Raw genomic sequence first — 20,256 nt, forward strand, 5'->3', positions numbered from 1 at the left:
CTATGCTCCTGGGGACTCACTCCCTTGCCGCCTTTAAGCAACTCGAATTATTTTGGGTATATAAGGTGCGGGTAAGCCGTTCGTCGTACATCCACATAAAATAGAGGAGAGGCAGAGAACCAGTGTGGTTTTTCCTGAAAGCAAAGTCATTCAATTATTACCCTAAAAATAAATAGTGTTATAACTATATTGGCGATTTATACCCACTGGATATGACGTAGCATTGAGGCGGCAATAGAGATAATTCCGATAGAATCACATAAACACTTCGATTAAATGCACGCAGTCAGCGACTCCTGTGACGCTGGGTATATAGCGTTAAATACTTTTGTAATATTAGATGCTATCACAGTGAAAAACGACTGTACATTTCTTCACGTTAAACAAAGTGAGAAGGGGACTGTCACCCGATATATGATAAAAGAGGTCACAGGAGTCATTAGCAAAATAAATCCTTTAGATTTCCGTCACTGAAAACATTCAGCGGCCTTTCAGGCAAAGCCTCATAGCAGACTGCGGAGGTATACGGACTCGCTAAATTTTTCTGAAAAAAATGCAGAGTGACGAATTATGAAAGATAAACGTTGGCGGCGGTAGGTCCGCGGAGGCCATTAATACGACAAAACTCAACGCGTATACCGGGGATAAGCGCTTCTGTTTCGTGTTGGCGACATGCTGAAATGTGGACCTGAACATCTTTGCGTCCATCGGAGGGGGTGATGAGACCTTTACCGCTCTTACAATCAAAGGTTTTGACAATACCTGTCATTTTACGAGACAAGCAAATTCCTTAAAGGGGATAACGAGGCGCACTATACACGTCAGGAAAAATAATACCAGCTATATTTGATGGCAATCAAGATTTCCGGATGGCTAAAAAGTAGTCGTTCGGCACCATGGTAGATAAATAACATTATGTTCTGGAGAAAGTATTCCCTTTCATGGCGTCGTTGATTGGTGCGGACATCATGGGTTTTGTCGTCGGGCAGAACGGTGAACTAATCTGCCTGGCTTGCTTTTTATCGGTATTTGTAGGTGGTTGCGGGGTTTTACTACCAAAATCGTAGATAAAAATTTCCCATGATGCCTGTTGTAAACCAGGATAATGGCCTGAACTGGCCAAAACATGGAATGAAAGAATAAGTAATGAGCAAAGCATAAAAGCATGATGTTTCATAGTACCTCCTGTTATACGCAATGACTTGTGAAGTTCATCTCCAGAATTATGGAGCGTCATTGGCATTTTTTATTCAACGAAGAGTTAACCATTCTTAATAATAATGGGTTTTATAGAGAAATAGACTTTTTTATCGGGTTTTCAATATTTGCGTCCGTTATTATTTTTCTGGAATGTAAACTCTCTCTCAACACAGGTGAGATTTATGTTGGAATTGTGGTATTGATTCTATTCTTATAACAAGAGATGTTGTAGTTGATAGCCATATTAAAAAATTAAATCGGAGTGGAAATAATGCGTGCTGAGCATCATGGTGAATATGTTTACGGTGCCTGCGGTGGCATTGAAGCACAATGCGTTATGTTCTGGTTATATGGCGAGTTTACTTAATGACATGTTTTTAGTCGATCGGCGTCAAATCTCTTAATATGTTGTGAAATTTTCCTTTAAATATCAAAATGTCGTGCGGCGAGTTGATTGTTCTATAGTGACTAAATACTTTATAGTTTCTGTTAAATATATATGCGTGAGAAAAATTAGCATTCAAATCTATAAAAGTTAGATGACATTGTAGAACCGGTTATCTTAAGGAGCGATAGAGAACTTCGGTAGTAAAAATATCTTTCAGGAAGTAAACGCATCAGGAGCGATAGCGGTGAATTATTCCTGGTTATGTCGATTCGGCATAGTGGCGATAACTGAATGCCGGATCGGTACTGCAGGTGTTTAAACACACCGTAAATAAGAAGTAGTATTAGGGAGTTGTTATGAAAAAGATTATTTTATCCACTTTAGTTATTATTACAAGCGTTTTGGTTGTAAATGCTGCACAGGCTGATACTAACGCCTTTTCCGTGGGGTATGCACAAAGTAAAGTTCAGAATTTCAAAAATATCCGAGGAGTAAATGTGAAATACCGTTATGAGGATGACTCTCCGGTAAGTTTTATTTCCTCGCTAAGTTACTTATATGGAGACAGCCAGGACTCCGGGTCTATTGAGCCTGAAGGTATCTATTACCATGACAAGTTCGAGGTGAAGTACGGCTCTTTAATGGTTGGGCCAGCCTATCGATTGTCTAACAATTTTTCGTTATACGCGCTGGCAGGTGTCGGCACGGTAAAGGCGACGTTTAAAGAACATGCCACTCAGGATGGCGATTCTTTTTCTAACAAAATTTCCTCAAGGAAGACGGGATTTGCCTGGGGCGCGGGTGTACAGATGAATCCGCTAGAGAATATCGTCGTCGATGTTGGGTATGAAGGAAGCAACATCTCCTCTACAAAAATAAACGGCTTCAACGTCGGGGTTGGATACCGTTTCTGAAACGCATGAGCTATGCGGAAGGTTCGCCTTCCGCACCGCCAGTCAATAAAACAAGGCTTCTTTACTATTAACACGTACCTGCCTGTCTTTTCTCTCTTTGTTATAGTGACGCTGCATATAACATCTTACCAGCACAAGCACAGATAAGTGATTGTGGTAAGCAATCAAGGTTGCTCAGGTAGGTGATCAGCAGGAAGGAAGGTATGGTGTAAATAACGCCAGATCTCACAAGATTCACTCTGAAAAATTTTCCTGGAATTAATCACAATGTCATCAAGATTTTGTGACCGCCTTCGCATATTGTACCTGCCGTTGAACGACTACTGAAAAGTAGCAAGGTATGTATCTTATCCAGGAGAGCACCTTTTTTGCGCCTGGCAGAAGTCCCCAGCCGCCACTAGCTCAGCTGGATAGAGCATCAACCTCCTAAGTTGATGGTGCGAGGTTCGAGGCCTCGGTGGCGGTCCAATGTGGTTATCGTATAATGTTATTACCTCAGTGTCAGGCTGATGATGTGGGTTCGATTCCCACTGACCACTTCAGTTTTGAATAAGTATTGTCTGGCAATTCTGTTACAGAATAATTTCATTTATTACGTGACAAGATAGTCATTTATAAAAAATGCACAAAAATGTTATTGTCTTTTATTACTGGTGAGTTGTAGATTTTTCTTATGCGGTGAATCCCCCTTTGCGGCGGGGCGTCCAGTCAAAATAGTTAATGTTCCTCGCGAACCATATTGACTGTGGTATGGTTCACCGGGAGGCACCCGGCACCGCAATTTTTTATAAAACGAAATTCATACCCTATGGTTCAGATCGGTGTTTTTTTACATCAGATGGGCAAGCATAATGCAGGTTAACTTGAAAAATATGAGCAATAGCAGAAACCAGTGATTTCGTTTATGGCCTGAGGATTTAACCGCGCCAGAGCGTATGCAAGACCCTGGCGCGGTTGGCTGATAATCGTTCAATAGTGCGAATATGAATGGTTACCAGCCGCTGCGAATTCTACCTGGGCCACTTAGTAAAGCAAAACATTTAAACACTAAACAACGACAATTCAGACAGTTCGAACTTTTCTTTAAAAATAGGATTAACCATGTTTAAAAGTGGTTACTAATTAGCCATTATACTACGGTAGTGATTCACATATTCTTTAACGTTACGTTACAGGAAGGTTGAAGTGAAAATGCCTGATGAGCCTTAAGGCATTTCTGAAGGTTAGTTAGCTAAGGAACAGTTGCTGAGAACAGGGTTATCATCACCTTCCACCAGTTCAGCCGTATTGCCTTTGGTATAAAGTTTATAAGTATAATTTTTGTCTATGGCTTCGTAATTTGCTCCTGAGGCCATTTTCATTAACCGCATCGGGATCATCTCATTTACCTGACTGATAATCGCATAGGCGTTTCCAGCCTCAGTGTTGACGTAAATCACCTCCATAACCTGGTTATCATTACAGGTGTATATAGATTTAGAAATCTCCTGCGAAGCTGCTATAGAGGTGGTACTGGCGCTAAGCGCAGCGAGAAAGAGGGCAAATGGGATCAATTTACGTTTCATCATTAGTATCCTTTGTGCATAAAGTTGTCGTTAATTCCCTGAAGAACGGGAGATAAAGCGGCATCAATACGATGAATGCTGTAGTATTCCTGTTTACTGACGAAAAGTGCGCCAGAAAAGCGTATTATAATTTATCCATCACTGACATATGTGATGAGTAGACAAATCTTAAAATCATAAACTATAGGCTGCAAATCATTATGGCGCGATAGAAAATGATTGTCACCACTGCTCAATACTATGGCATAAAAACCGAAGAAAACGGTACTGTTCACTGTCTCGTTTCATACGGTATCTGTCAGTGAAACTATTTCTTCAAATGATGGTCTTTTTATTATCGATCAGATAATGACATCAACAGGGGTTATTCAGGAGTATATGTGAAAAAGTGGCTTATAGGAGGGATATTGATCGCAAGTTTTCTGACCGGTTGTCTGATGTGGCACAACATTGATAAATGGTTTAATAAAGATATCGAATTTTTCTACGCCGGAGACGATGACTAAAATTCCTGTCAGTTGGCAACGGGTGTCATATCTTCAGGTATGGCGCCCGGAGTAGCCGGGCGCAAATTGTAGATGTATAAATGTCATTTCATTAAAATTTTAGCGACAACATGGACAGCCACTATCGCGTGCTAACGACCCTCTGAAGTCACAAGATGAATAAGCCAGTTTTTTGTTTCAGCGGTGACTGAAACATATTTTGTTCCTGGTGGGTTTACCGCCAGTTGCTGGAAAAGACAACGATGAGGTAACTGTTGCAGCGATTGACGAATACGACGACCGTGAATTTTATTTTTGGCGACCATATTTCCTCCCAAAAGGCCGCCCGAAGGCGGCGCTGGGTTTGATAATGGAGAAGGGCGTTGGTCACTGCCATAACCAACCTGTATACATTAATGCAATTGATAATCATTATCAATTGCGCTAATGAAGAAAAATTGTAAAGATGAAGGGACAGCGGAAATGGCAATGAACGGGGTGAGATTTTTCGTTAACCACTTAAATTCGTGACTAAAAAAGGCTTTTATAGGCTTGAAAATGTTTTTTCCGTCCCTAAGTAGTCAGTGGACAAGCAATGCTTGCCTTGATGTTGAACTTTTGAATAGTGATTCAGGAGGTTAATGATGGCACTCAGAACCTTGTCAGCACTTCCCGTGTTTGCTGATTCTCTTTTCTCTGACCGTTTCAACCGTATTGATAGACTTTTCAGTCAATTAACAGGAGATACGCCAGTCGCTGCAACGCCAGCTTACGATCTGCAAAAGCGCGATGCGAATAACTATCTGCTTACCGTGAGCGTTCCTGGCTGGAAAGAGGAAGAGCTTGAAATTGAAACGGTTGGCGGCAACCTGAATATTACGGGTAAACACACTGAAGATACGGTAGAGGATCAGACGCACTGGATTTATCGTGGTATTCGTAAGGCGGATTTCCAGTTGAGTTTTTCTTTGCCTGAACATGCTAAGGTGAATAATGCGAAACTGGAACAGGGCCTCTTGTTGGTAGAGATTTACCAGGAGATCCCTGAAAGCGAGAAACCGAAAAAAATTGCCATAGAAAGCAAACCAAAGGCGATTGAACACAAATCATAATCGCGTTAATGAAGGCCCGTTTAGACGGGCCTTCATTGCCTGTAGCGAAAAGTATCCCGTCATGCTTGTAGGCACAGATCGCTAAATATTATAGCCCTGACCTCTATATTATCCCGTGCCACTGACCTCGTCGCCATTGGACGGCGGTAAGTTGGAATTATCCGCGAGGTCAGTCCAATTTTTGTCCACTCTCGACATTCTGCCTGTTATGGGCGCGATATCTGAACATAAATTCGTATAGCGGTTCATCGTTTTCACCGCGTTGATGCTATTTCTGCTAACACTACTTTAATACGTAAAAAAGCTGATGCTTTTTACCTTATTTAATAGAGGCAGGTATGAAATTAGCGCTCGTCAATCGGCAGGTCATTTTACCGGAAAGCGGAACCGAGTCATTCCAGTGCCATGCCCCTACGCTTGTTCGCTTACCGTGCGGTACGCTCGTGGCCGCATGGTTCGCGGGGTTGCGCGAAGGAAGCGAAGATACAGCCATCTGGCTATCTCGCTATGAACATAATATCTGGACAACACCGCAGCGAGTGGCGGCACGCGAGGGGGAAGCGCACTGGAATCCGGTGTTATTTTACCCGTCGGATAAATTGTGGTTATTTTATAAAGTAGGCAGCGACGTACACGTGTGGAAAACCTGGTTTATCACCTCCAGCGATCGAGGATTTACCTGGAGTACGCCAGCTCCGTTGGTTAACGATGATATTTTGCCGCGCGGTCCCGTAAAAAATAAACTCCTGCTGGCATCAAATGGCGCCTGGATTGCGCCAGGGTCGATTGAAAGTCCTGAACGGTGGAGGGCATTTGTGGATCGATCCTCTGACGAAGGAAAACACTGGAGTATCTCTTTTGTACCGCTGGAGCCTGATAACGCTATTTCCGGGACAAACGTAGCGTTGTGGGATGGTATAAAAAAGGGGAGGTTGTGGGAATGTTGTCTGGAAAACCTACTGCGCTGGGATGGCGTTATTCAGCCTATGCTGTGGGAGTCTTCTCCGGGGCATATCCATATGTTGTTACGAAGCACACGCGGGGCAATTTTTCGCAGTGATTCAATCGACTATGGCGCTACCTGGTCTGTTGCCCGCGCGACATCTTTACCGAATAATAATAGTGGTATCGATCTGGTTAGTATGCAGGACGGTACGCTGATTCTTGCGTTAAATCCGGTCAACGGCAACGGGGGAAAGCGCTATCCGCTTTCACTGATTGCTTCCCAGGATAATGGCGAATCATGGCTACCGCTACTGGATCTGGAAAGTGACCGCGGTGAGTATTCTTATCCCGCTATTATTAGCGAGGGCGGCGTCGTACATATTACCTACACGTGGAACCGGAAAAATATCGTATATTGTCGATTACAAACGGTATAAGGCGCTATCAGTCGAAACCGATAGCGCTGGAATAATAATGCCTTGCCCGGCGTGCTCTCTCACGCCGGGATGGCCGAAATAGTCATGATTTACCGGGTAACATCCTTGAAAATGTATCGTCTTTTTGTATGTAATGGTGAAACAACGCCGCTGCTGCATGCATGGCAATCAGGAAATAGCCGATATTGGCCAGCATTTCATGAATACGCTTTATATCCGATTTTAGGGTGCTATCTGGCGTCAAAAATACCGGTACAGTAAAACCAAAAAAGCTCCAGCTTTTCCCGCCTGACGCCATCATCGCGACGCCCAGCAGCGGTAAGGCGAGAAAAGTGAGATAAAGCGCGATATGCATTAATTTAGCGGCTACGTGCTGCCAGTGAGGAGGGGGAGGCGTAATGACCGGATCCGGGTATTTGTGTTTAAGATATAACCGTAAAAACATCAGCGCCCAGACCAGAACGCCCATGTCATAGTGCATGTCTTTCATAAACAGGTAAACGCTGGAGCCTTTTGGCGCCCACCCCCGTAACTCAATAGCAGCATATGCGATGCCTGTCAGGAGCAGTGTTAACCAGTGAAGCGTTATTTGCAGTCTTGAGAAATGTGCCATTATTATTATCCTTTATTAACAACTGCTTGTAGAGTATGCGTAAAATCTTAACAGAACCTTAAAGCGGGGGCTGAGTCGCAAGGAACAGACAGAGATAGCGGCACGTAAAATGGGATAAAAAGCCGGCGGCATCGCCGGCTTACTGTTGTTATTGTCCTCTTACGACAACACAGGTTTTACCATAAAACGGATATGAGCCCGTAGTTTCATAATCAACACTCGACACTAAAGAAATATCGCCCGCTTTTTTCGCTGAATCAATAGATGCGTCGCCGGTATTTACAATACCCAATACCGTTTGCGCACACGCTTTACCGGTTTTGGTTGCCGGGAGACTCGTGGCAGTAATTGGCCCTTTAACATCCGTATATAAGCCAATCCCTGTCGGTGATGGTCCTGTAGCACACCCCGTTAAAAGAGAACCAATAAAGATAATTGAAAAAATGTGTTTTTTATTTGTCATGGGATTAGTCCATTATAAATTAATAGAAAACTTACCGTCCGAAAATGTCCGGACAGTCATTTAAAAAGTGGTGTATATTAAATATGCGATATTACTCTTTGCACCCTCCTGTTGATGTCGTACCTGATGGACAAATATCCGTTGAAGCCGGATATATTCCCCACGCCATGTTTTTATAACTTGCGCATCCTGTCAGTAATGAGAACAGTACGGCTAAAAAAATCATCACGAGCCCTGGCGGCGTTAACATTTTTCGGTTGGACTCCATAGCATGTCATTTCATCGGGTTGCCATATGACTGGCGTTCTGCCGGTAAGTTTCATTAACGCCCGGTTCGTTTAATATTGGTTTAGGTTTAAAGCCAGGAGGCGCTAATTACGATACCTTCTTACGTTTCTGCACTAACTAATAACGTTGAGAAAATGAACAGCGTCGGATGGGAAGACGTAATACAGAATAGAAAGGAAATAAGAGAATAAGATGGCGTTAATTAACCCGATATTCCTGGCATCATTTCTCTTGCGTTTTATCCCCGTCAAAAGCGGCTTTTAGCCCACGTTGGCGCTCCCGACGTTTGTGTGTATGATGTTTTTAAAAGATCGTCATACTTTCTGTTCTGCATCAATTTTTTCATTACAAATGCTCGCCATAATGCCGTCCTCAGGAGGTCTCCCGACGTTTATGCTGCGCCGGGAGAAACAAAAACAACGCATAATCTGGGACAAATTGATGATTAAAGGCAAACTGGCGCTCGTGACGTGCGCGCTGACTCTGGTATTCACTTCGTCGCTTTTCGCCGCGTCGGACACGGTAGACGGTCGTACCCTGAAGCTGGCCATTGGCCCTGAGCCAACGGAAGGCTTTGATCCTATGCTGGGCTGGAGCCACGGCAGCTACTTATTGCTTCATGCGCCGTTGCTTAAGCAAAACGCCGATATGAGTTGGGGTAATTTACTGACGGAAAAAGTGGACACCAGCCCCGATGGTAAAACCTGGATACTGACCTTAAAACCCGATCTGAAATTCTCCGATGGCTCGCCATTAACTGCCGAAGATGTCGTTTTTACATATAACAAAGCGGCGAAGAGCGGCGGTAAAATTGACATGGGCAACTTTAGTCATGCGCGAGCGCTGGATGCGCGCCGAATTGAGATGACGCTGAGCCATCCGCAGAGCACCTTTGTGAATGTGCTCGGGTCGTTAGGGATTGTTCCTGCCAGCCGTTATGATGAAAAAACGTTCGCCCGCGAACCGATAGGCGCCGGTCCGTACCGACTGGTCAGCTTTCAGCCGGGTCAGCAACTGATCGTTGAAGCTAATCCCTGGTATGCGGGTAAAAAGAATGACTTTAACCGGCTGGTTTTTGTCTTTCTGGATGAAGATAATGCTTATGCCGCCGCGCGCAGCGGACAGTTGGGACTGGTGCGCATTGCCCCTTCTATGGCGGTGGCCCCGCAGCAGGATAATCTTAAACTCTGGGTACGCGATAGCGTTGAAAACCGGGGCATTGTCTTCCCGATGGTGCCAGCCGGTAAAAAGGATGCTAACGGCTATCCTGTCGGCAACGATGTGACTGCTGATGTCGCTATCAGACGCGCAATTAACTATGCCATTAATCGTAAGCAACTGGCGGAACAGGTGATGGAAGGCCATGCGATACCCGCCTATAGCGCGGTGCAAGGATTGCCGTGGCAAAATCCTTCAGTGGTATTCAGCGATGGCGATATTGCAAAAGCGCGCGCCATCCTGGAAGAGGCTGGCTGGAAGATAAACCGTGCGGGCGTGCGTGAAAAAGCAGGTAAAGAAGCGCGTCTGACCTTATGGTATGCCAGTGGCGACAGCACCCGGCGGGATCTGGCCGAGGCGGTGCGCGCCATGTTGCAGCCTTTAGGCATTGTCGTCTCGTTGCAATCGGGAAGCTGGGAAACCGTAGAGCGCCATATGCACGCTAACCCTACGCTGTTTGGCTGGGGAAGTCTGGACCCGATGGAACTCTTCCATCACTACAGTGGGAAAGCCGCTGGTGTGGAATATTATAACCCGGGCTATTACAGCAACCCTGCGGTAGAAGCACATCTGAAACAGGCTATAGATGCGCCTGACTGGCAAAAGGCGATTCCTTTCTGGCAGCAGGTTGAGTGGGATGGGAAGCAGGGCGCGGGCGTCCAGGGCGATGCGGCATGGGCATGGCTGCTTAATATTCAGCATACCTATCTGGCCAACCCCTGTATTGATCTGGGGAAAGGCGCGCCAGAAATCCACGGTAGCTGGTCGGTGTTAAACAATCTTGATGACTGGACCTGGACCTGTCGGTGATGAAATTGTTCTTCAGTCATTTTTTGCGGCTGATTATTCTGTTGGTGCTGGTGGCTGCCGGCACCTTCATTTTGCTTAGCTTTTCGCCCGTTGATCCTATCCGCGCTTATATTGGCAACGATCTGCTCCATGTTCCGCCAGAACAATATGCGCGGATTGCGGCGCGCTGGGGGCTCGACCAGCCGCTGTGGGAGCGTTTCGGTCACTGGTTTTGGCGTCTGCTCCAGGGAGACATGGGGTATTCCATGCTGTTCAACATGCCTGTCGCCAGCGTGATCCGGGAACGTTTTGCGACGTCATTCGCGCTGCTGGCAGGCGCCTGGCTATTGTCTGGTGTGCTGGGCGTGACATTGGGTTTTCTGGCCGGACGTTTTCTCCACCGCTGGCCGGATAAGATGATTTGCCGTATCAGCTACTTATTGTCATCGTTGCCCACTTTCTGGATAGCAATGCTGTTGCTGGCGCTGTTTGCCGTCCGCTGGCCGGTATTACCTGTTTGTTGCGCCTGGGACCCCGGAAATAATGCAGGAACAGCTCTTTTATCGGAACGTTTACGCCATCTTGTGTTGCCGGTATGTGCGTTAAGTCTGTTGGGCATGGGGCAAATTGCGCTGCATACGCGAGAAAAAATAGCCAGCGTAATGAAGAGCGAATTTATTCGTTTTGCGCGCGCTCAGGGGGATAAAGGATGGTCGCTGTTACGTCACCAGGTGTTACGTCATGCGATTACCCCAGCGCTCTGCTTACAGTTTGCTTCTCTGGGCGAACTGATGGGGGGGGCGTTACTGGCAGAAAAAGTCTTTGCGTATCCGGGGCTGGGACAGGCCACTATCGATGCCGGCCTGCGTGGTGATGTCCCGCTACTCATGGGGATCGTTTTATTCTGTACGCTATTAGTGTTTGCCGGAAATACGATTTCAGCCTGGCTTGTGGTGGTGCTTAATCGATCGCTGGAGCGTCCCGATGCTCTATAATCCTGCCCCGACGTTGTTTCGTCTGATCCTCTCCGTTACCTGTCTGCTGTTTATTGCCGGATACGGTTATGCCACGTTGAGCCAGCCGCCAGAGGTTAATCTGCTTGCCCGGCATCTGTCGCCTGATATCCAGCACTGGTTTGGCACCGATAATCTGGGGCGTGATGTATGGCTTCGTTGCTTTCAGGGGGCCTTCACCAGTTTACAAATTGGCGTTGGCGCTGCGCTGTGCAGCGGCGTTATCGCGTTAGTGATGGCGGCAGCGGCGCGCATTCATCCCCGGCTGGACCTCCTGATGCGGCTGATAACCGATGCCATGCTCGCCATGCCGCATTTACTTTTGCTGATCCTTATCTGTTTTACGCTCGGCGGCGGTAAAAGCGGCGTCATTGCGGCCGTGGCGTTAACGCACTGGCCCCGTCTGGCGCTGATTCTGCGCGCCGACGCGGAGCGGGTAGCGCAGAGTGACTACCTGACATTGACCTGTCGTCTGGGGCATGGACACCTTTATTGCTGGCGATATCACTATTTTCCGGCGCTATTGCCGCAATGGTTGACGGGAACGTTATTGATGTTTCCTCATGCGGTATTGCACAGCGCGGCGTTAAGTTTTCTGGGGTTTGGGCTGGCGCCGCATGAGCCTTCGCTGGGGCTGTTGCTGGCGGATGCGTTACGGTTTATTAGCCATGGAAACTGGTGGCTGGTGCTGTTTCCCGGCCTAATGTTATTCACGCTGGTGATGCTCTTCGATCAGTTTGCGCGCGCCATTCAGCGGCTGTGGCTAAGGAGTGACGTATGCTGAGTTTACAACAGGTTACGCTGGAGAGCGCGCGTTATCGCTGGTATGGCGCAAGACGCTGGTCGCCGTTATTACAGAATGTCTCTTTTGATATCGCGCCCGGCGAAATGGTGGCATTGGTTGGCGGCAGCGGGGAGGGCAAAAGTCTGTTGCTGCAATGCCTGCTCGATCTGCTGCCGGAAAACTTACGCTTTCGGGGGGAGATTACGCTTGATGGCAACCGGCTGGACAGACATACCATCAGGCAGCTTAGGGGCAATACGTTTAGCTACGTGCCGCAGGGGGTACAGGCGCTTAATCCCATGCTGAATATCAGAAAACATTTGAGCAGAGCATGTCATCTGACCGGACGCGCCTGGGATGAGACGCAGATGGTACAGCTATTACAGCAAAGCGATCTTGAACCGACAGTCCTGGAACGCTTTCCCCGCCAGCTCTCCGGCGGGATGGCTAAACGTATTCTGGCTTGCCACGCCTCGCTCAGCCAGGCACGTTATATCCTCGCGGATGAGATCACCGCCTGGCTTGATACGGCACTGGCAAACCAGTTGCTTGAGCACTTGCGAGGTCTCTGCGAGCGGGGATGCGGCGTGCTGTGGGTGACTCATGACCTGCTGCTGGCGGCGCGGTATGCCGATCGCATTGTGGCGCTGCATCAGGGTTATATCACGGACAATATCCGCCGTGAACGATTACAGCCGGAAGAGATGAGTGAGCCGTTAAAACGGCAATGGCAAGCATTGCCTGAACTAAACCCGTTATTTATGCCGACCGGAGAGGGAATAGAATGCTGAGCTGCCGCGACCTCGTTATTCGCCAGGGCGGGAAAGTCTTATGGCAGAACCTGACGTTTACGATTTCTGCCGGTGAACGGGTAGGAATTCATGCGCCAAGCGGAACGGGGAAAACAACGTTGGGACGCGTCCTGGCCGGATGGCAAAAGCCGACGGCGGGCGACGTTCTGCTGGACGGTAGCCCGTTACCCCTGCATCAGTATTGCCCGGTACAGCTTGTCCCCCAGCATCCTGAACTGACGTTTAATCCCTGGCGAAGCGCCGGAGACGCTGTGCGTGATGCCTGGCAGCCTGACCCGGAAACGTTGAGGCGTTTGCATGTGCAGCCCGAGTGGCTGACGCGTCGGCCAATGCAGCTCTCAGGCGGGGAGTTGGCGCGTATTGCGATACTGCGCGCGCTTGACCCGCGAACGCGTTTTCTGATTGCCGACGAAATGACGGCGCAACTCGATCCGTCTATTCAAAAAGCGATATGGGTATACGTGCTTGAGGTGTGCCGCAGCCGTTCATTAGGGATGTTGGTGATTAGTCATCAGTCTGCGCTACTTGATCAAGTCTGTACCCGCCATTTACAGGTGGAATAGCCGCAAGTCGTTTCTCCGCATTGCCGTGTCGCCGTTAACGCACCGGGAACCCATGGGTTCCCGGTATTGTCGGCAGAGATTTTACTGCATGACGTGTTTATCTGCGTTTTTTGCATCAGCGGTATTACTGTAGTCCCTGGTCTCTTCAACCTGTACAGGGGCTCTGACAACCAGACTAGGCAGCGCCAGTTCGATATCATTCTCAATGAGTTTTTCAATAATACGGATATTTATCTCTTGCTGAATATCCATGTATTTATTGTAATCCGCGGTATTGACGATATGCACCACCTCATAGGTCAGCCGATCCTGACCAAAGGCCAGTAGATGGGCGCGGTCGAATTGTGTTTCGCCGACATCGGTAATAATCTTTTTCACCATATCGCCGATGAGGCGTAACTTTTCCGGCGGTGTCGCAGTGGCGACGCCAAAAGTAAACACGATACGACGCGTTTGCATCCGCTTATAGTTGTGTATGGTTTGCTGCAACAATTGCGCGTTCGCACAAACGATCTGTTCGCCGCTGAGGCTACGGATGCGAGTGGTTTTCAAACCGATATGTTCAATCGTACCGGCTACATCATTAAAGACGACGAAATCGTCGATTTCGAAGGGCTTATCGAAACCAATCGACAGCGAAGCGAAGACATCGCTCAGAACGGTTTGTACCGCCAGGGCAATAGCAATACCGCCCACGCCGAGGCTTGCTACCAGTGCGGTAATATCTACGCCGACGTTCGCCAGGATGGAGAGCAGCATCATAGACCAGACGAGCACGCGCAAAATCATACCAAGAATGACTAACGTCACCGGGTTTTTATTGGAGCCTGGGGCATACAGTAAATGACGCATCCATGACTGTACGCCCTGATCAAGCCAAATCGCCATTTGAATCGCAACCACTAAAAACCAGGCGTGAGAGAGGGTAGAGAATAACCGGTCGGGCAGGGCGACAAAGCGCAGGCTAAAGAGAAATGCGGCAAAAAAGATTAGCATCTTACTGGTCTTTTTCAGCATCTCGAAAACAATAGGCCGCAGCCGCCCATGAGCATCATCCTTTTTATCCGGGCGTTGTAGCGTTTTATAGACCACATTAAGTAGCCAGTTGATGAGCCAGTAAGTAATGAGGGTGACGAAAAAAACAACCGCCAGATTGATCCAGAACGTCGTTGACATCAGCACCGCAACGATATTTAGTCGTGCTAAATACTCCATTTTACCTCCGATGAAAAGCAGATGAACATTACAGTATAGACGTCACCTCACGGAGGCCGATTTCCGGCTTTACTATTGCTGTTTTATTCAGCACTTTTGTTCAAAAAGTATGAAAAAGTGGGGTAGCCGTTTGGCTATCCCGGCGTTTCTGTGCAGACTTATCTACTCCTCTTAATAAAATAAGGAGTCATTTATGCAACAGAAACATCGTGAGTGTATTGAGCAGTGTTATGAATGCGCGGCGGCGTGTGATATCTGCGCCTCTTCTTGTCTGCGTGAAGATAACGTCGAAATGATGAAGCATTGCATCCAGTTAGATATGCAATGTGCGGCCATTTGTCGCCTGGCGGCGCAATTTATGGCATTGGAAAGCGAGTACTCACAAAAATTATGCCGCCTGTGCGCGGATATCTGCAAAGCCTGCGCCGAAGAGTGTGCAAGGCACGATCACGATCATTGCCAGAACTGTGCGCGGGCGTGCAGCCAGTGCGCAGACGCCTGCCTTAAAATGGCCGCGTAATTTTTCTCCCGCCATTAGCTCAACCGGATAGAGCATAGAGCTTCTACCTCTAAGGTTCGGGGTTCAATTCCTCGATGGCGGACCAGTTGACGTCAAAAAGGCCACCTGCGCGGTGGCCGCTGAGTTTCTGTTGAAATAAAGGTAATGTTATAATATAACAATCATCTTTCTAAGAAAGATGAGGGTAACGTTTTGGTGATTCATTTAAAAAAACTGACAATGCTTCTGGGAGTGCTGTTGGTAAATAGTCCTGCCTTCGCGCATGGTCATCATGCTCATGGCGCGCCGATGACGGAGGTTGAGCAAAAAGCGGCAGCGGGCGTGTTTGATGACGCTAATGTACGCGATCGCGCGCTCACCGACTGGGATGGTATGTGGCAATCCGTCTATCCTTATCTGGTCAGCGGCGAGCTGGACCCTGTCTTCAGGCAAAAGGCGAAGAAAGACCCGGAGAAAACGTTTGAGGATATTAAAGCGTATTATCGCAAAGGATACGCGACGAATGTTGAGACTATCGGCATTGAAAATGGCGTTATAGAATTCCATCGCGACAATAACGTTGCATCCTGTAAATACAATTATGCCGGCTATAAAATTCTGACTTACGCATCGGGTAAAAAAGGGGTGCGCTATCTGTTCGAATGTAAAGATGCGAACAGCAAAGCGCCTAAATATGTTCAGTTTAGCGATCATATCATTGCCCCGCGCAAATCGGTGCACTTCCATATCTTTATGGGAAATACCTCGCAACAGGCATTGTTGCAAGAGATGGAAAACTGGCCTACCTATTATCCTTATCAGTTAAAGGCGAATGAGGTCGTTGACGAAATGCTACATCATTAAGTCTGATTGCAATGTTAAAAGCTCGCTATGAATAGCGAGCTTTTTTTCTGCCGTTATGCCATATTTCTGGCAATCAATATAAAAAATACCTGCGCCCCTGGAGCAACGATGACGCTGTCCATACCGCCCTCGATTCAATGCCAAACGGAAGCGGCGTGTCGCCTGATTACTCGTGTCACAGGCGATACGTTGCGTGCTATTCATTTATATGGTTCCGCTGTCGCGGGCGGTCTGAAGCCAAACAGCGACATTGATCTGCTGGTGACAATATGCCAGCCGCTGACGGAGACCCAACGCGCAACGCTGATGCAGGAATTGCTGGCGCTTTCATCGCCGCCGGGGGCGTCGGCAGAAAAACGCGCTCTGGAGGTCACTGTCGTGCTTTATTCGCAGCTAGTTCCCTGGTGTTTTCCACCTTCCAGGGAAATGCAATTTGGCGAGTGGCTAAGAGAGGACATTTGTCAGGGGATTTATGAACCAGCGCAACAGGACTGGGACATGGTGTTACTGATAACCCAAATTCTGAAAACCAGTATACCGCTAAAGGGAGAACGCGCGGAACGGCTGTTCACGCCAGCCCCTGCGGCGCAGTTGCTGAAGGCCTTGCGTTATCCCCTCGGCCTTTGGCAATCCACGGCAGATGTGCAGGGAGATGAGTATCATATCGTTTTAACCCTGGCGCGTATCTGGTACACCCTTTCTACCGGGAGATTTACCTCTAAGGATGCGGCGGCTGACTGGCTGTTACCTCAGTTGCCAGAAGATTATGCTGCCACGTTGCGTGCGGCGCAGCGTGAATATTTAGGTCTGGAGCAACAGGACTGGCATATTTTGCTGCCTGCGGTCGTACGCTTTGTGGTTTTTGCCAAAACGCACATCCCCACGCAGTTCACATAAGATGCCCCAGGACGTCTGTCAGATTGCGCAAACGGCGTTCTTCAACTACTACTTAATGGGTTATCATCGCTGAAGTAAGCAGATGATCTTATGCGGGCCATCGAATGGATATTCCCACATGGCTCTCGTTTTGTTGAGGTGGATATGACTGGTTCCGCATCATCTGTTTTAAAGACAGATACAAGACTATTGAGCGAAAACCTGTTTCTTAATTATGGTCTGGAGTCCTTATTTAAGGACGTCGCAATAATAGTTGGTAACGTAAATTATATTATTTTTGATATCGATGATTACTACACCGTACAGCAGTATATTACTTCCACATTTAAAACGGTACTCATTGGAATTGTTACCCATAATGAATATAACTTTATTGATGAACATCATGCCATATATCGAATAAAGGTCGATGCCTCTATTGCTGAGTGGCGTGAATTACTGATTTTGGCCGCTGCTGGTCAATTTTTTCCCAAGTCAGAGAAGGTCAGATTAACGGCGAATGAAAGAAATGTTTTGGCGATGCTTGTTAAAGGAATGGATATCCGACAAATAAGCTGTGAGCTGAATGTACATTTAAAAACTATTTACTCAGTACGCTACCATGTTCTGACTAAATTAGGTTGTAGAACAGTTCTGGACTATCAAATACTGTCCGTCTCTAAAGCCTTTACGCACTGGCTGACAATAAATAATGTCGATAATGTAATTTCCCGTGTAAATAGTAAGGTCATTGCTTAATAATGATTTGCTTCTGATGGCGTTTAGGTTCACTATGCTTTCTTACATCATCATGAGGCCAGACAGGCATGGCTACTTTTAGTATTAGCGCAATGGCGGCGCAGTGTGGTGTCACAACAGCAAATATCAGGTCCTGGGAACGCTATGGCCTGCTTCAACCTACCAAAGATGAAGCTGGCAATCGTTTTTATTGCATAGAAGATGCTATCAGAATACAGCATATTATCGACGCGTTAAGCAAAGGCTTCTCATTAAAAGAGATTAAACCTGCCCTCTATGGTGAAGAAACGCATTGCCGCTCGGGATGGTTATTCTACCAGGAAGAGATTTTAGCGCAGTGTAGAAAATTCGAACCCGCCAAATTGCGAAAATTACTCTGGCGTTATGGTCGGGAAATTCCGCCGTGTATCGTAATTGAGTCAATACTGCGTCCTTTACGGCTGTGGTTGTCCGCAGGCGATGATGATGCACGCCGATTTGAAAAGGCATTACTGGATACTGCGATTATTGAATACGCCACGTTCCAGCTAAGTAGCGTACGAAAGGCGCCAGCAGGCACAATGCTTATTGCGGCGTTTTCGCTGAACGACCCCATTGAGCTATGGCTGGAAACGATTAAATATTGTAGTGAAGGTATGCGAGTTGAAGTCATCCCCTGGCAGGCGCCGATGCCCGATCTTTTATCAACGTCTTTCGAGCATATTGTTTTGTGGCATGATGAGACATTAACTCCCGCGCAGGAAAATCTTATTCAGGCTTTAAAAGAATCGGGTAAATTTAGTCTTCATGTGAAAAATGGCTCAGGCTTAACATTACTGCCAGCCGTATACCGGCAGCATGAGATGCCAGAAAGCATGCAGCATGTTGCACCGCAACTCCATGCAAACGGCTACGAAAAATCAGGCACCGCACGTTGAGGCATCTGCATTATTAACGAACAGGGGAGGAGTAACCCCCTCCCTTGTTTATATCCTTCATACTTCAAGTTGCTTATGTGTTGGCTACGGATTACTCGGCCCATCCATGGGCCTCGCCCTGACGGGCCGTCGCACGCGACGTTCAAATCTGCTCCCGGCAGATTTGTCGTTCACCCCAGTCACATCGTTATCTATGCTCCTGGGGACTCACTCCCTTGCCGCCTTTAAGCAACTCGAATTATTTGGGTATATATTAGATGTCGTCAGGTGTCTGAAACAAAACGGCTTCTAAGGCATTACGGTAAATATCAAGCTGCACTACGTCTTTTTCTGTTTCCAGTTTTTCAATAAGTTTGGCGATGATATCCTTATTTGAGACATGCTGCTGCGATTGCAATAGTTCGTAAGTAATTTCCTGAATAGCTCGCTGTTCACATAACATATGTGCAGAAAAAGGATTGCCAGTACTATTTTGTTCGTTGACTAGTGTAATGGTAGTCATATTTCACCATATTCGATGTAAATTGAAGCCGATCTCCCTGAGCGGGGGAGAGAAATTAGTGACCTATTAAAGTTAGACCTATATCATAAAACTGTAATAAAAAATCATAAAAACGTGATGCACGTCACATTTGTGTGATTTGTTGTATATTTTATGCACTTTAAATGAAGGTAAAGATTCCGCAGAATCAACGGCCTGTCCTTTTTATCACTCCAGTTTAAACGAATAAGCATTAATACCCATCTGTAATAATTACTTAATGTTATCTTAATAAAGGTAAATTACTGTCAGGCCTCCGTAAAAGGAGGTTGATTAATGATTCGTCATATCGCCATTTTTCTTTGTTCTTTATTGATGTGCAGCACCACTTTTGCCGATTCGGTAACATCGGTATCGCTTGGCGCGCTCTTAACCGCGCTCAATGAACGCATGTTATTAATGAAAGATGTGGCTGCTTATAAAATGAAGCACCATCTGCCGATAGAGGATTTCACGCGTGAACAAAATGTTTTTGCCGAGGCTGAAGAAGAAGCGAAAAATAACGGTCTGGACCCGCATTCGATAACCCCTTTTATTCGTTCGCTAATGGATGCCAGTAAAGCGATACAGTACCGCTATTTAGCGCAGTGGCGAACCGGCTCAGAACCCTCCTTTCCGATACAAACCTTGTCGGTCACCCGGCAACGTATTCGACAACTTGATAATCAAATGTTGATCATTATCAGCCAGCGCTTGATGGTCGGCGCTTTCAGCCACGAGGATATGGCGTGGCTGAGAACGCACTTTAATGCGCCGAATCTGAATGAGAGCAATATCAGCAATGTGTTGGCAGCCTTATCTTTGGTGCGACGCGCGCGTTAATTCCCCATGAGGAAACGTGGGCCAATACCTGGTGATTGCCTGCGAGGGTGGCGATAAAAGAACGTTTTTAGGTGATGTGGGTATAAGCGTGGCGGAATAGCGGCCTGGAGAGACGTGGTTTCGCTTCCCATCTTCCAGTGCATTCGTTAGCATACTGTTTCGCAGTTAAGCGTA

General features: G+C 47.0%; 23 protein-coding genes, 2 tRNA genes and 2 pseudogenes. 18 read left to right on the forward strand and 9 right to left on the reverse strand.

Annotation, left to right across the window (positions count from 1 at the left end):
• Positions 1-60 precede the first annotated feature (60 nt).
• The 3 genes and pseudogenes from ACLD11_RS19850 to pagD all read right to left on the reverse strand — a co-directional run.
• Positions 61-150: pseudogene (locus ACLD11_RS19850) on the reverse strand (lipoprotein EnvE); the annotation flags it as partial.
• Positions 151-568: 418 nt separating this feature from the next.
• Positions 569-781, reverse strand: a complete 213-nt coding sequence (cspF, locus tag ACLD11_RS19855; protein WP_001537306.1) for a cold shock-like protein CspF — start codon at positions 779-781, stop codon at positions 569-571.
• 132 nt (positions 782-913) lie between these two features.
• Positions 914-1,177 carry a virulence protein PagD gene (pagD, locus tag ACLD11_RS19860; protein WP_183059742.1) on the reverse strand — a complete coding sequence of 88 codons (264 nt, stop codon included), beginning with the start codon at positions 1,175-1,177 and terminating at the stop codon, positions 914-916.
• Between the two features lie 767 nt (positions 1,178-1,944).
• On the opposite strand from pagD, the gene pagC reads away from it, so the two are divergent.
• Positions 1,945-2,502, forward strand: a complete 558-nt coding sequence (pagC, locus tag ACLD11_RS19865) for a virulence membrane protein PagC (protein ID WP_411015281.1) — start codon at positions 1,945-1,947, stop codon at positions 2,500-2,502.
• Positions 2,503-2,893: 391 nt separating this feature from the next.
• Positions 2,894-2,970: transfer RNA gene (locus ACLD11_RS19870), tRNA-Arg, on the forward strand.
• A 755-nt stretch (positions 2,971-3,725) separates the two neighbouring features.
• Here ACLD11_RS19870 and ACLD11_RS19875 read toward each other — a convergent pair.
• On the reverse strand, positions 3,726-4,070 hold the full coding sequence (locus ACLD11_RS19875; RefSeq protein WP_183059740.1) for a c-type lysozyme inhibitor: 345 nt from the start codon (positions 4,068-4,070) through the stop codon (positions 3,726-3,728).
• A gap of 377 nt (positions 4,071-4,447) precedes the next feature.
• On the opposite strand from ACLD11_RS19875, the gene ACLD11_RS19880 reads away from it, so the two are divergent.
• The 4 genes from ACLD11_RS19880 (at position 4,448) to ACLD11_RS19895 (ending at position 7,046) form a co-directional block, all read left to right on the forward strand.
• A complete protein-coding gene (locus ACLD11_RS19880) occupies positions 4,448-4,573 on the forward strand; it encodes a hypothetical protein (protein ID WP_000758944.1) in 126 nt (41 codons plus the stop codon).
• Positions 4,574-4,772: 199 nt separating this feature from the next.
• Positions 4,773-5,000, forward strand: coding sequence for a hypothetical protein (locus tag ACLD11_RS19885; protein WP_411015282.1), 228 nt, complete (start codon positions 4,773-4,775; stop codon positions 4,998-5,000).
• 196 nt (positions 5,001-5,196) lie between these two features.
• Positions 5,197-5,664 (forward strand): Hsp20 family protein, encoded by a 468-nt coding sequence (locus ACLD11_RS19890; RefSeq protein WP_001218117.1) that lies wholly within the window; start codon positions 5,197-5,199, stop codon positions 5,662-5,664.
• 338 nt (positions 5,665-6,002) lie between these two features.
• A complete protein-coding gene (locus ACLD11_RS19895) occupies positions 6,003-7,046 on the forward strand; it encodes a sialidase family protein (protein WP_411015283.1) in 1,044 nt (347 codons plus the stop codon).
• 82 nt (positions 7,047-7,128) lie between these two features.
• Here the strand turns inward: ACLD11_RS19895 and ACLD11_RS19900 are convergent, their stop codons facing one another.
• The gene (locus ACLD11_RS19900) at positions 7,129-7,659 is read right to left on the reverse strand and encodes a cytochrome b (protein WP_000929974.1); all 531 of its coding nucleotides are present in this window, start codon (positions 7,657-7,659) and stop codon (positions 7,129-7,131) included.
• 148 nt (positions 7,660-7,807) lie between these two features.
• Positions 7,808-8,122, reverse strand: a complete 315-nt coding sequence (locus tag ACLD11_RS19905; RefSeq protein WP_000182479.1) for a TRL-like family protein — start codon at positions 8,120-8,122, stop codon at positions 7,808-7,810.
• 681 nt (positions 8,123-8,803) lie between these two features.
• Between ACLD11_RS19905 and ACLD11_RS19910 the strand changes: the two genes are divergently transcribed.
• From ACLD11_RS19910 to ACLD11_RS19930, 5 genes are read left to right on the forward strand one after another with little or no spacing between them, the layout of a single operon-like run.
• The gene (locus ACLD11_RS19910; RefSeq protein ID WP_411015287.1) at positions 8,804-10,438 is read left to right on the forward strand and encodes an ABC transporter substrate-binding protein; all 1,635 of its coding nucleotides are present in this window, start codon (positions 8,804-8,806) and stop codon (positions 10,436-10,438) included.
• Positions 10,438-11,412: an ABC transporter permease gene (locus tag ACLD11_RS19915; RefSeq protein ID WP_001520270.1), complete on the forward strand. Its 975-nt coding sequence runs from the start codon at positions 10,438-10,440 to the stop codon at positions 11,410-11,412. Before ACLD11_RS19910 ends, ACLD11_RS19915 begins: the two co-directional genes overlap by 1 nt.
• Positions 11,402-12,214: an ABC transporter permease gene (locus tag ACLD11_RS19920; protein ID WP_411015284.1), complete on the forward strand. Its 813-nt coding sequence runs from the start codon at positions 11,402-11,404 to the stop codon at positions 12,212-12,214. The genes ACLD11_RS19915 and ACLD11_RS19920 overlap by 11 nt, the downstream gene beginning before the upstream one ends.
• Complete coding sequence (locus ACLD11_RS19925; RefSeq protein ID WP_076935141.1) at positions 12,208-13,005, forward strand: ATP-binding cassette domain-containing protein; 798 nt, start codon at positions 12,208-12,210, stop codon at positions 13,003-13,005. The genes ACLD11_RS19920 and ACLD11_RS19925 overlap by 7 nt, the downstream gene beginning before the upstream one ends.
• Positions 12,999-13,589 (forward strand): ABC transporter ATP-binding protein, encoded by a 591-nt coding sequence (locus tag ACLD11_RS19930; protein WP_000947455.1) that lies wholly within the window; start codon positions 12,999-13,001, stop codon positions 13,587-13,589. The genes ACLD11_RS19925 and ACLD11_RS19930 overlap by 7 nt, the downstream gene beginning before the upstream one ends.
• A gap of 81 nt (positions 13,590-13,670) precedes the next feature.
• Here ACLD11_RS19930 and ACLD11_RS19935 read toward each other — a convergent pair whose 3' ends face one another.
• A complete protein-coding gene (locus ACLD11_RS19935) occupies positions 13,671-14,804 on the reverse strand; it encodes a mechanosensitive ion channel family protein (protein WP_411015285.1) in 1,134 nt (377 codons plus the stop codon).
• 193 nt (positions 14,805-14,997) lie between these two features.
• On the opposite strand from ACLD11_RS19935, the gene ACLD11_RS19940 reads away from it, so the two are divergent.
• The 6 genes from ACLD11_RS19940 (at position 14,998) to ACLD11_RS19965 (ending at position 18,719) form a co-directional block, all read left to right on the forward strand.
• On the forward strand, positions 14,998-15,324 hold the full coding sequence (locus tag ACLD11_RS19940) for a four-helix bundle copper-binding protein (RefSeq protein ID WP_183059734.1): 327 nt from the start codon (positions 14,998-15,000) through the stop codon (positions 15,322-15,324).
• Positions 15,325-15,332: 8 nt separating this feature from the next.
• Positions 15,333-15,409, forward strand: a tRNA-Arg gene (locus ACLD11_RS19945).
• A gap of 110 nt (positions 15,410-15,519) precedes the next feature.
• A complete protein-coding gene (gene zinT / locus ACLD11_RS19950) occupies positions 15,520-16,167 on the forward strand; it encodes a metal-binding protein ZinT (RefSeq protein WP_411012396.1) in 648 nt (215 codons plus the stop codon).
• 108 nt (positions 16,168-16,275) lie between these two features.
• Entirely contained in the window at positions 16,276-17,064 is a 789-nt protein-coding gene (gene aadA, locus ACLD11_RS19955) for a cryptic aminoglycoside nucleotidyltransferase ANT(3'')/ANT(9) (RefSeq protein ID WP_411012388.1), read from the forward strand.
• A 144-nt stretch (positions 17,065-17,208) separates the two neighbouring features.
• Complete coding sequence (locus tag ACLD11_RS19960) at positions 17,209-17,802, forward strand: helix-turn-helix domain-containing protein (protein WP_411012397.1); 594 nt, start codon at positions 17,209-17,211, stop codon at positions 17,800-17,802.
• 68 nt (positions 17,803-17,870) lie between these two features.
• Positions 17,871-18,719: a MerR family transcriptional regulator gene (locus tag ACLD11_RS19965; RefSeq protein WP_183059733.1), complete on the forward strand. Its 849-nt coding sequence runs from the start codon at positions 17,871-17,873 to the stop codon at positions 18,717-18,719.
• A gap of 253 nt (positions 18,720-18,972) precedes the next feature.
• Here ACLD11_RS19965 and ACLD11_RS19970 read toward each other — a convergent pair whose 3' ends face one another.
• The gene (locus ACLD11_RS19970; RefSeq protein WP_000208086.1) at positions 18,973-19,221 is read right to left on the reverse strand and encodes a biofilm/acid-resistance regulator YmgB/AriR; all 249 of its coding nucleotides are present in this window, start codon (positions 19,219-19,221) and stop codon (positions 18,973-18,975) included.
• A 78-nt stretch (positions 19,222-19,299) separates the two neighbouring features.
• Positions 19,300-19,454: pseudogene (locus tag ACLD11_RS19975) on the reverse strand (hypothetical protein).
• Between the two features lie 82 nt (positions 19,455-19,536).
• Here ACLD11_RS19975 and ACLD11_RS19980 point away from each other — a divergent pair.
• The gene (locus ACLD11_RS19980) at positions 19,537-20,082 is read left to right on the forward strand and encodes a chorismate mutase (protein WP_411012389.1); all 546 of its coding nucleotides are present in this window, start codon (positions 19,537-19,539) and stop codon (positions 20,080-20,082) included.
• Positions 20,083-20,256: the final 174 nt, after the last annotated feature.

This window comes from Salmonella sp. 741265116_PST (assembly GCF_046567715.1).
GTDB lineage: Bacteria > Pseudomonadota > Gammaproteobacteria > Enterobacterales > Enterobacteriaceae > Salmonella > Salmonella enterica.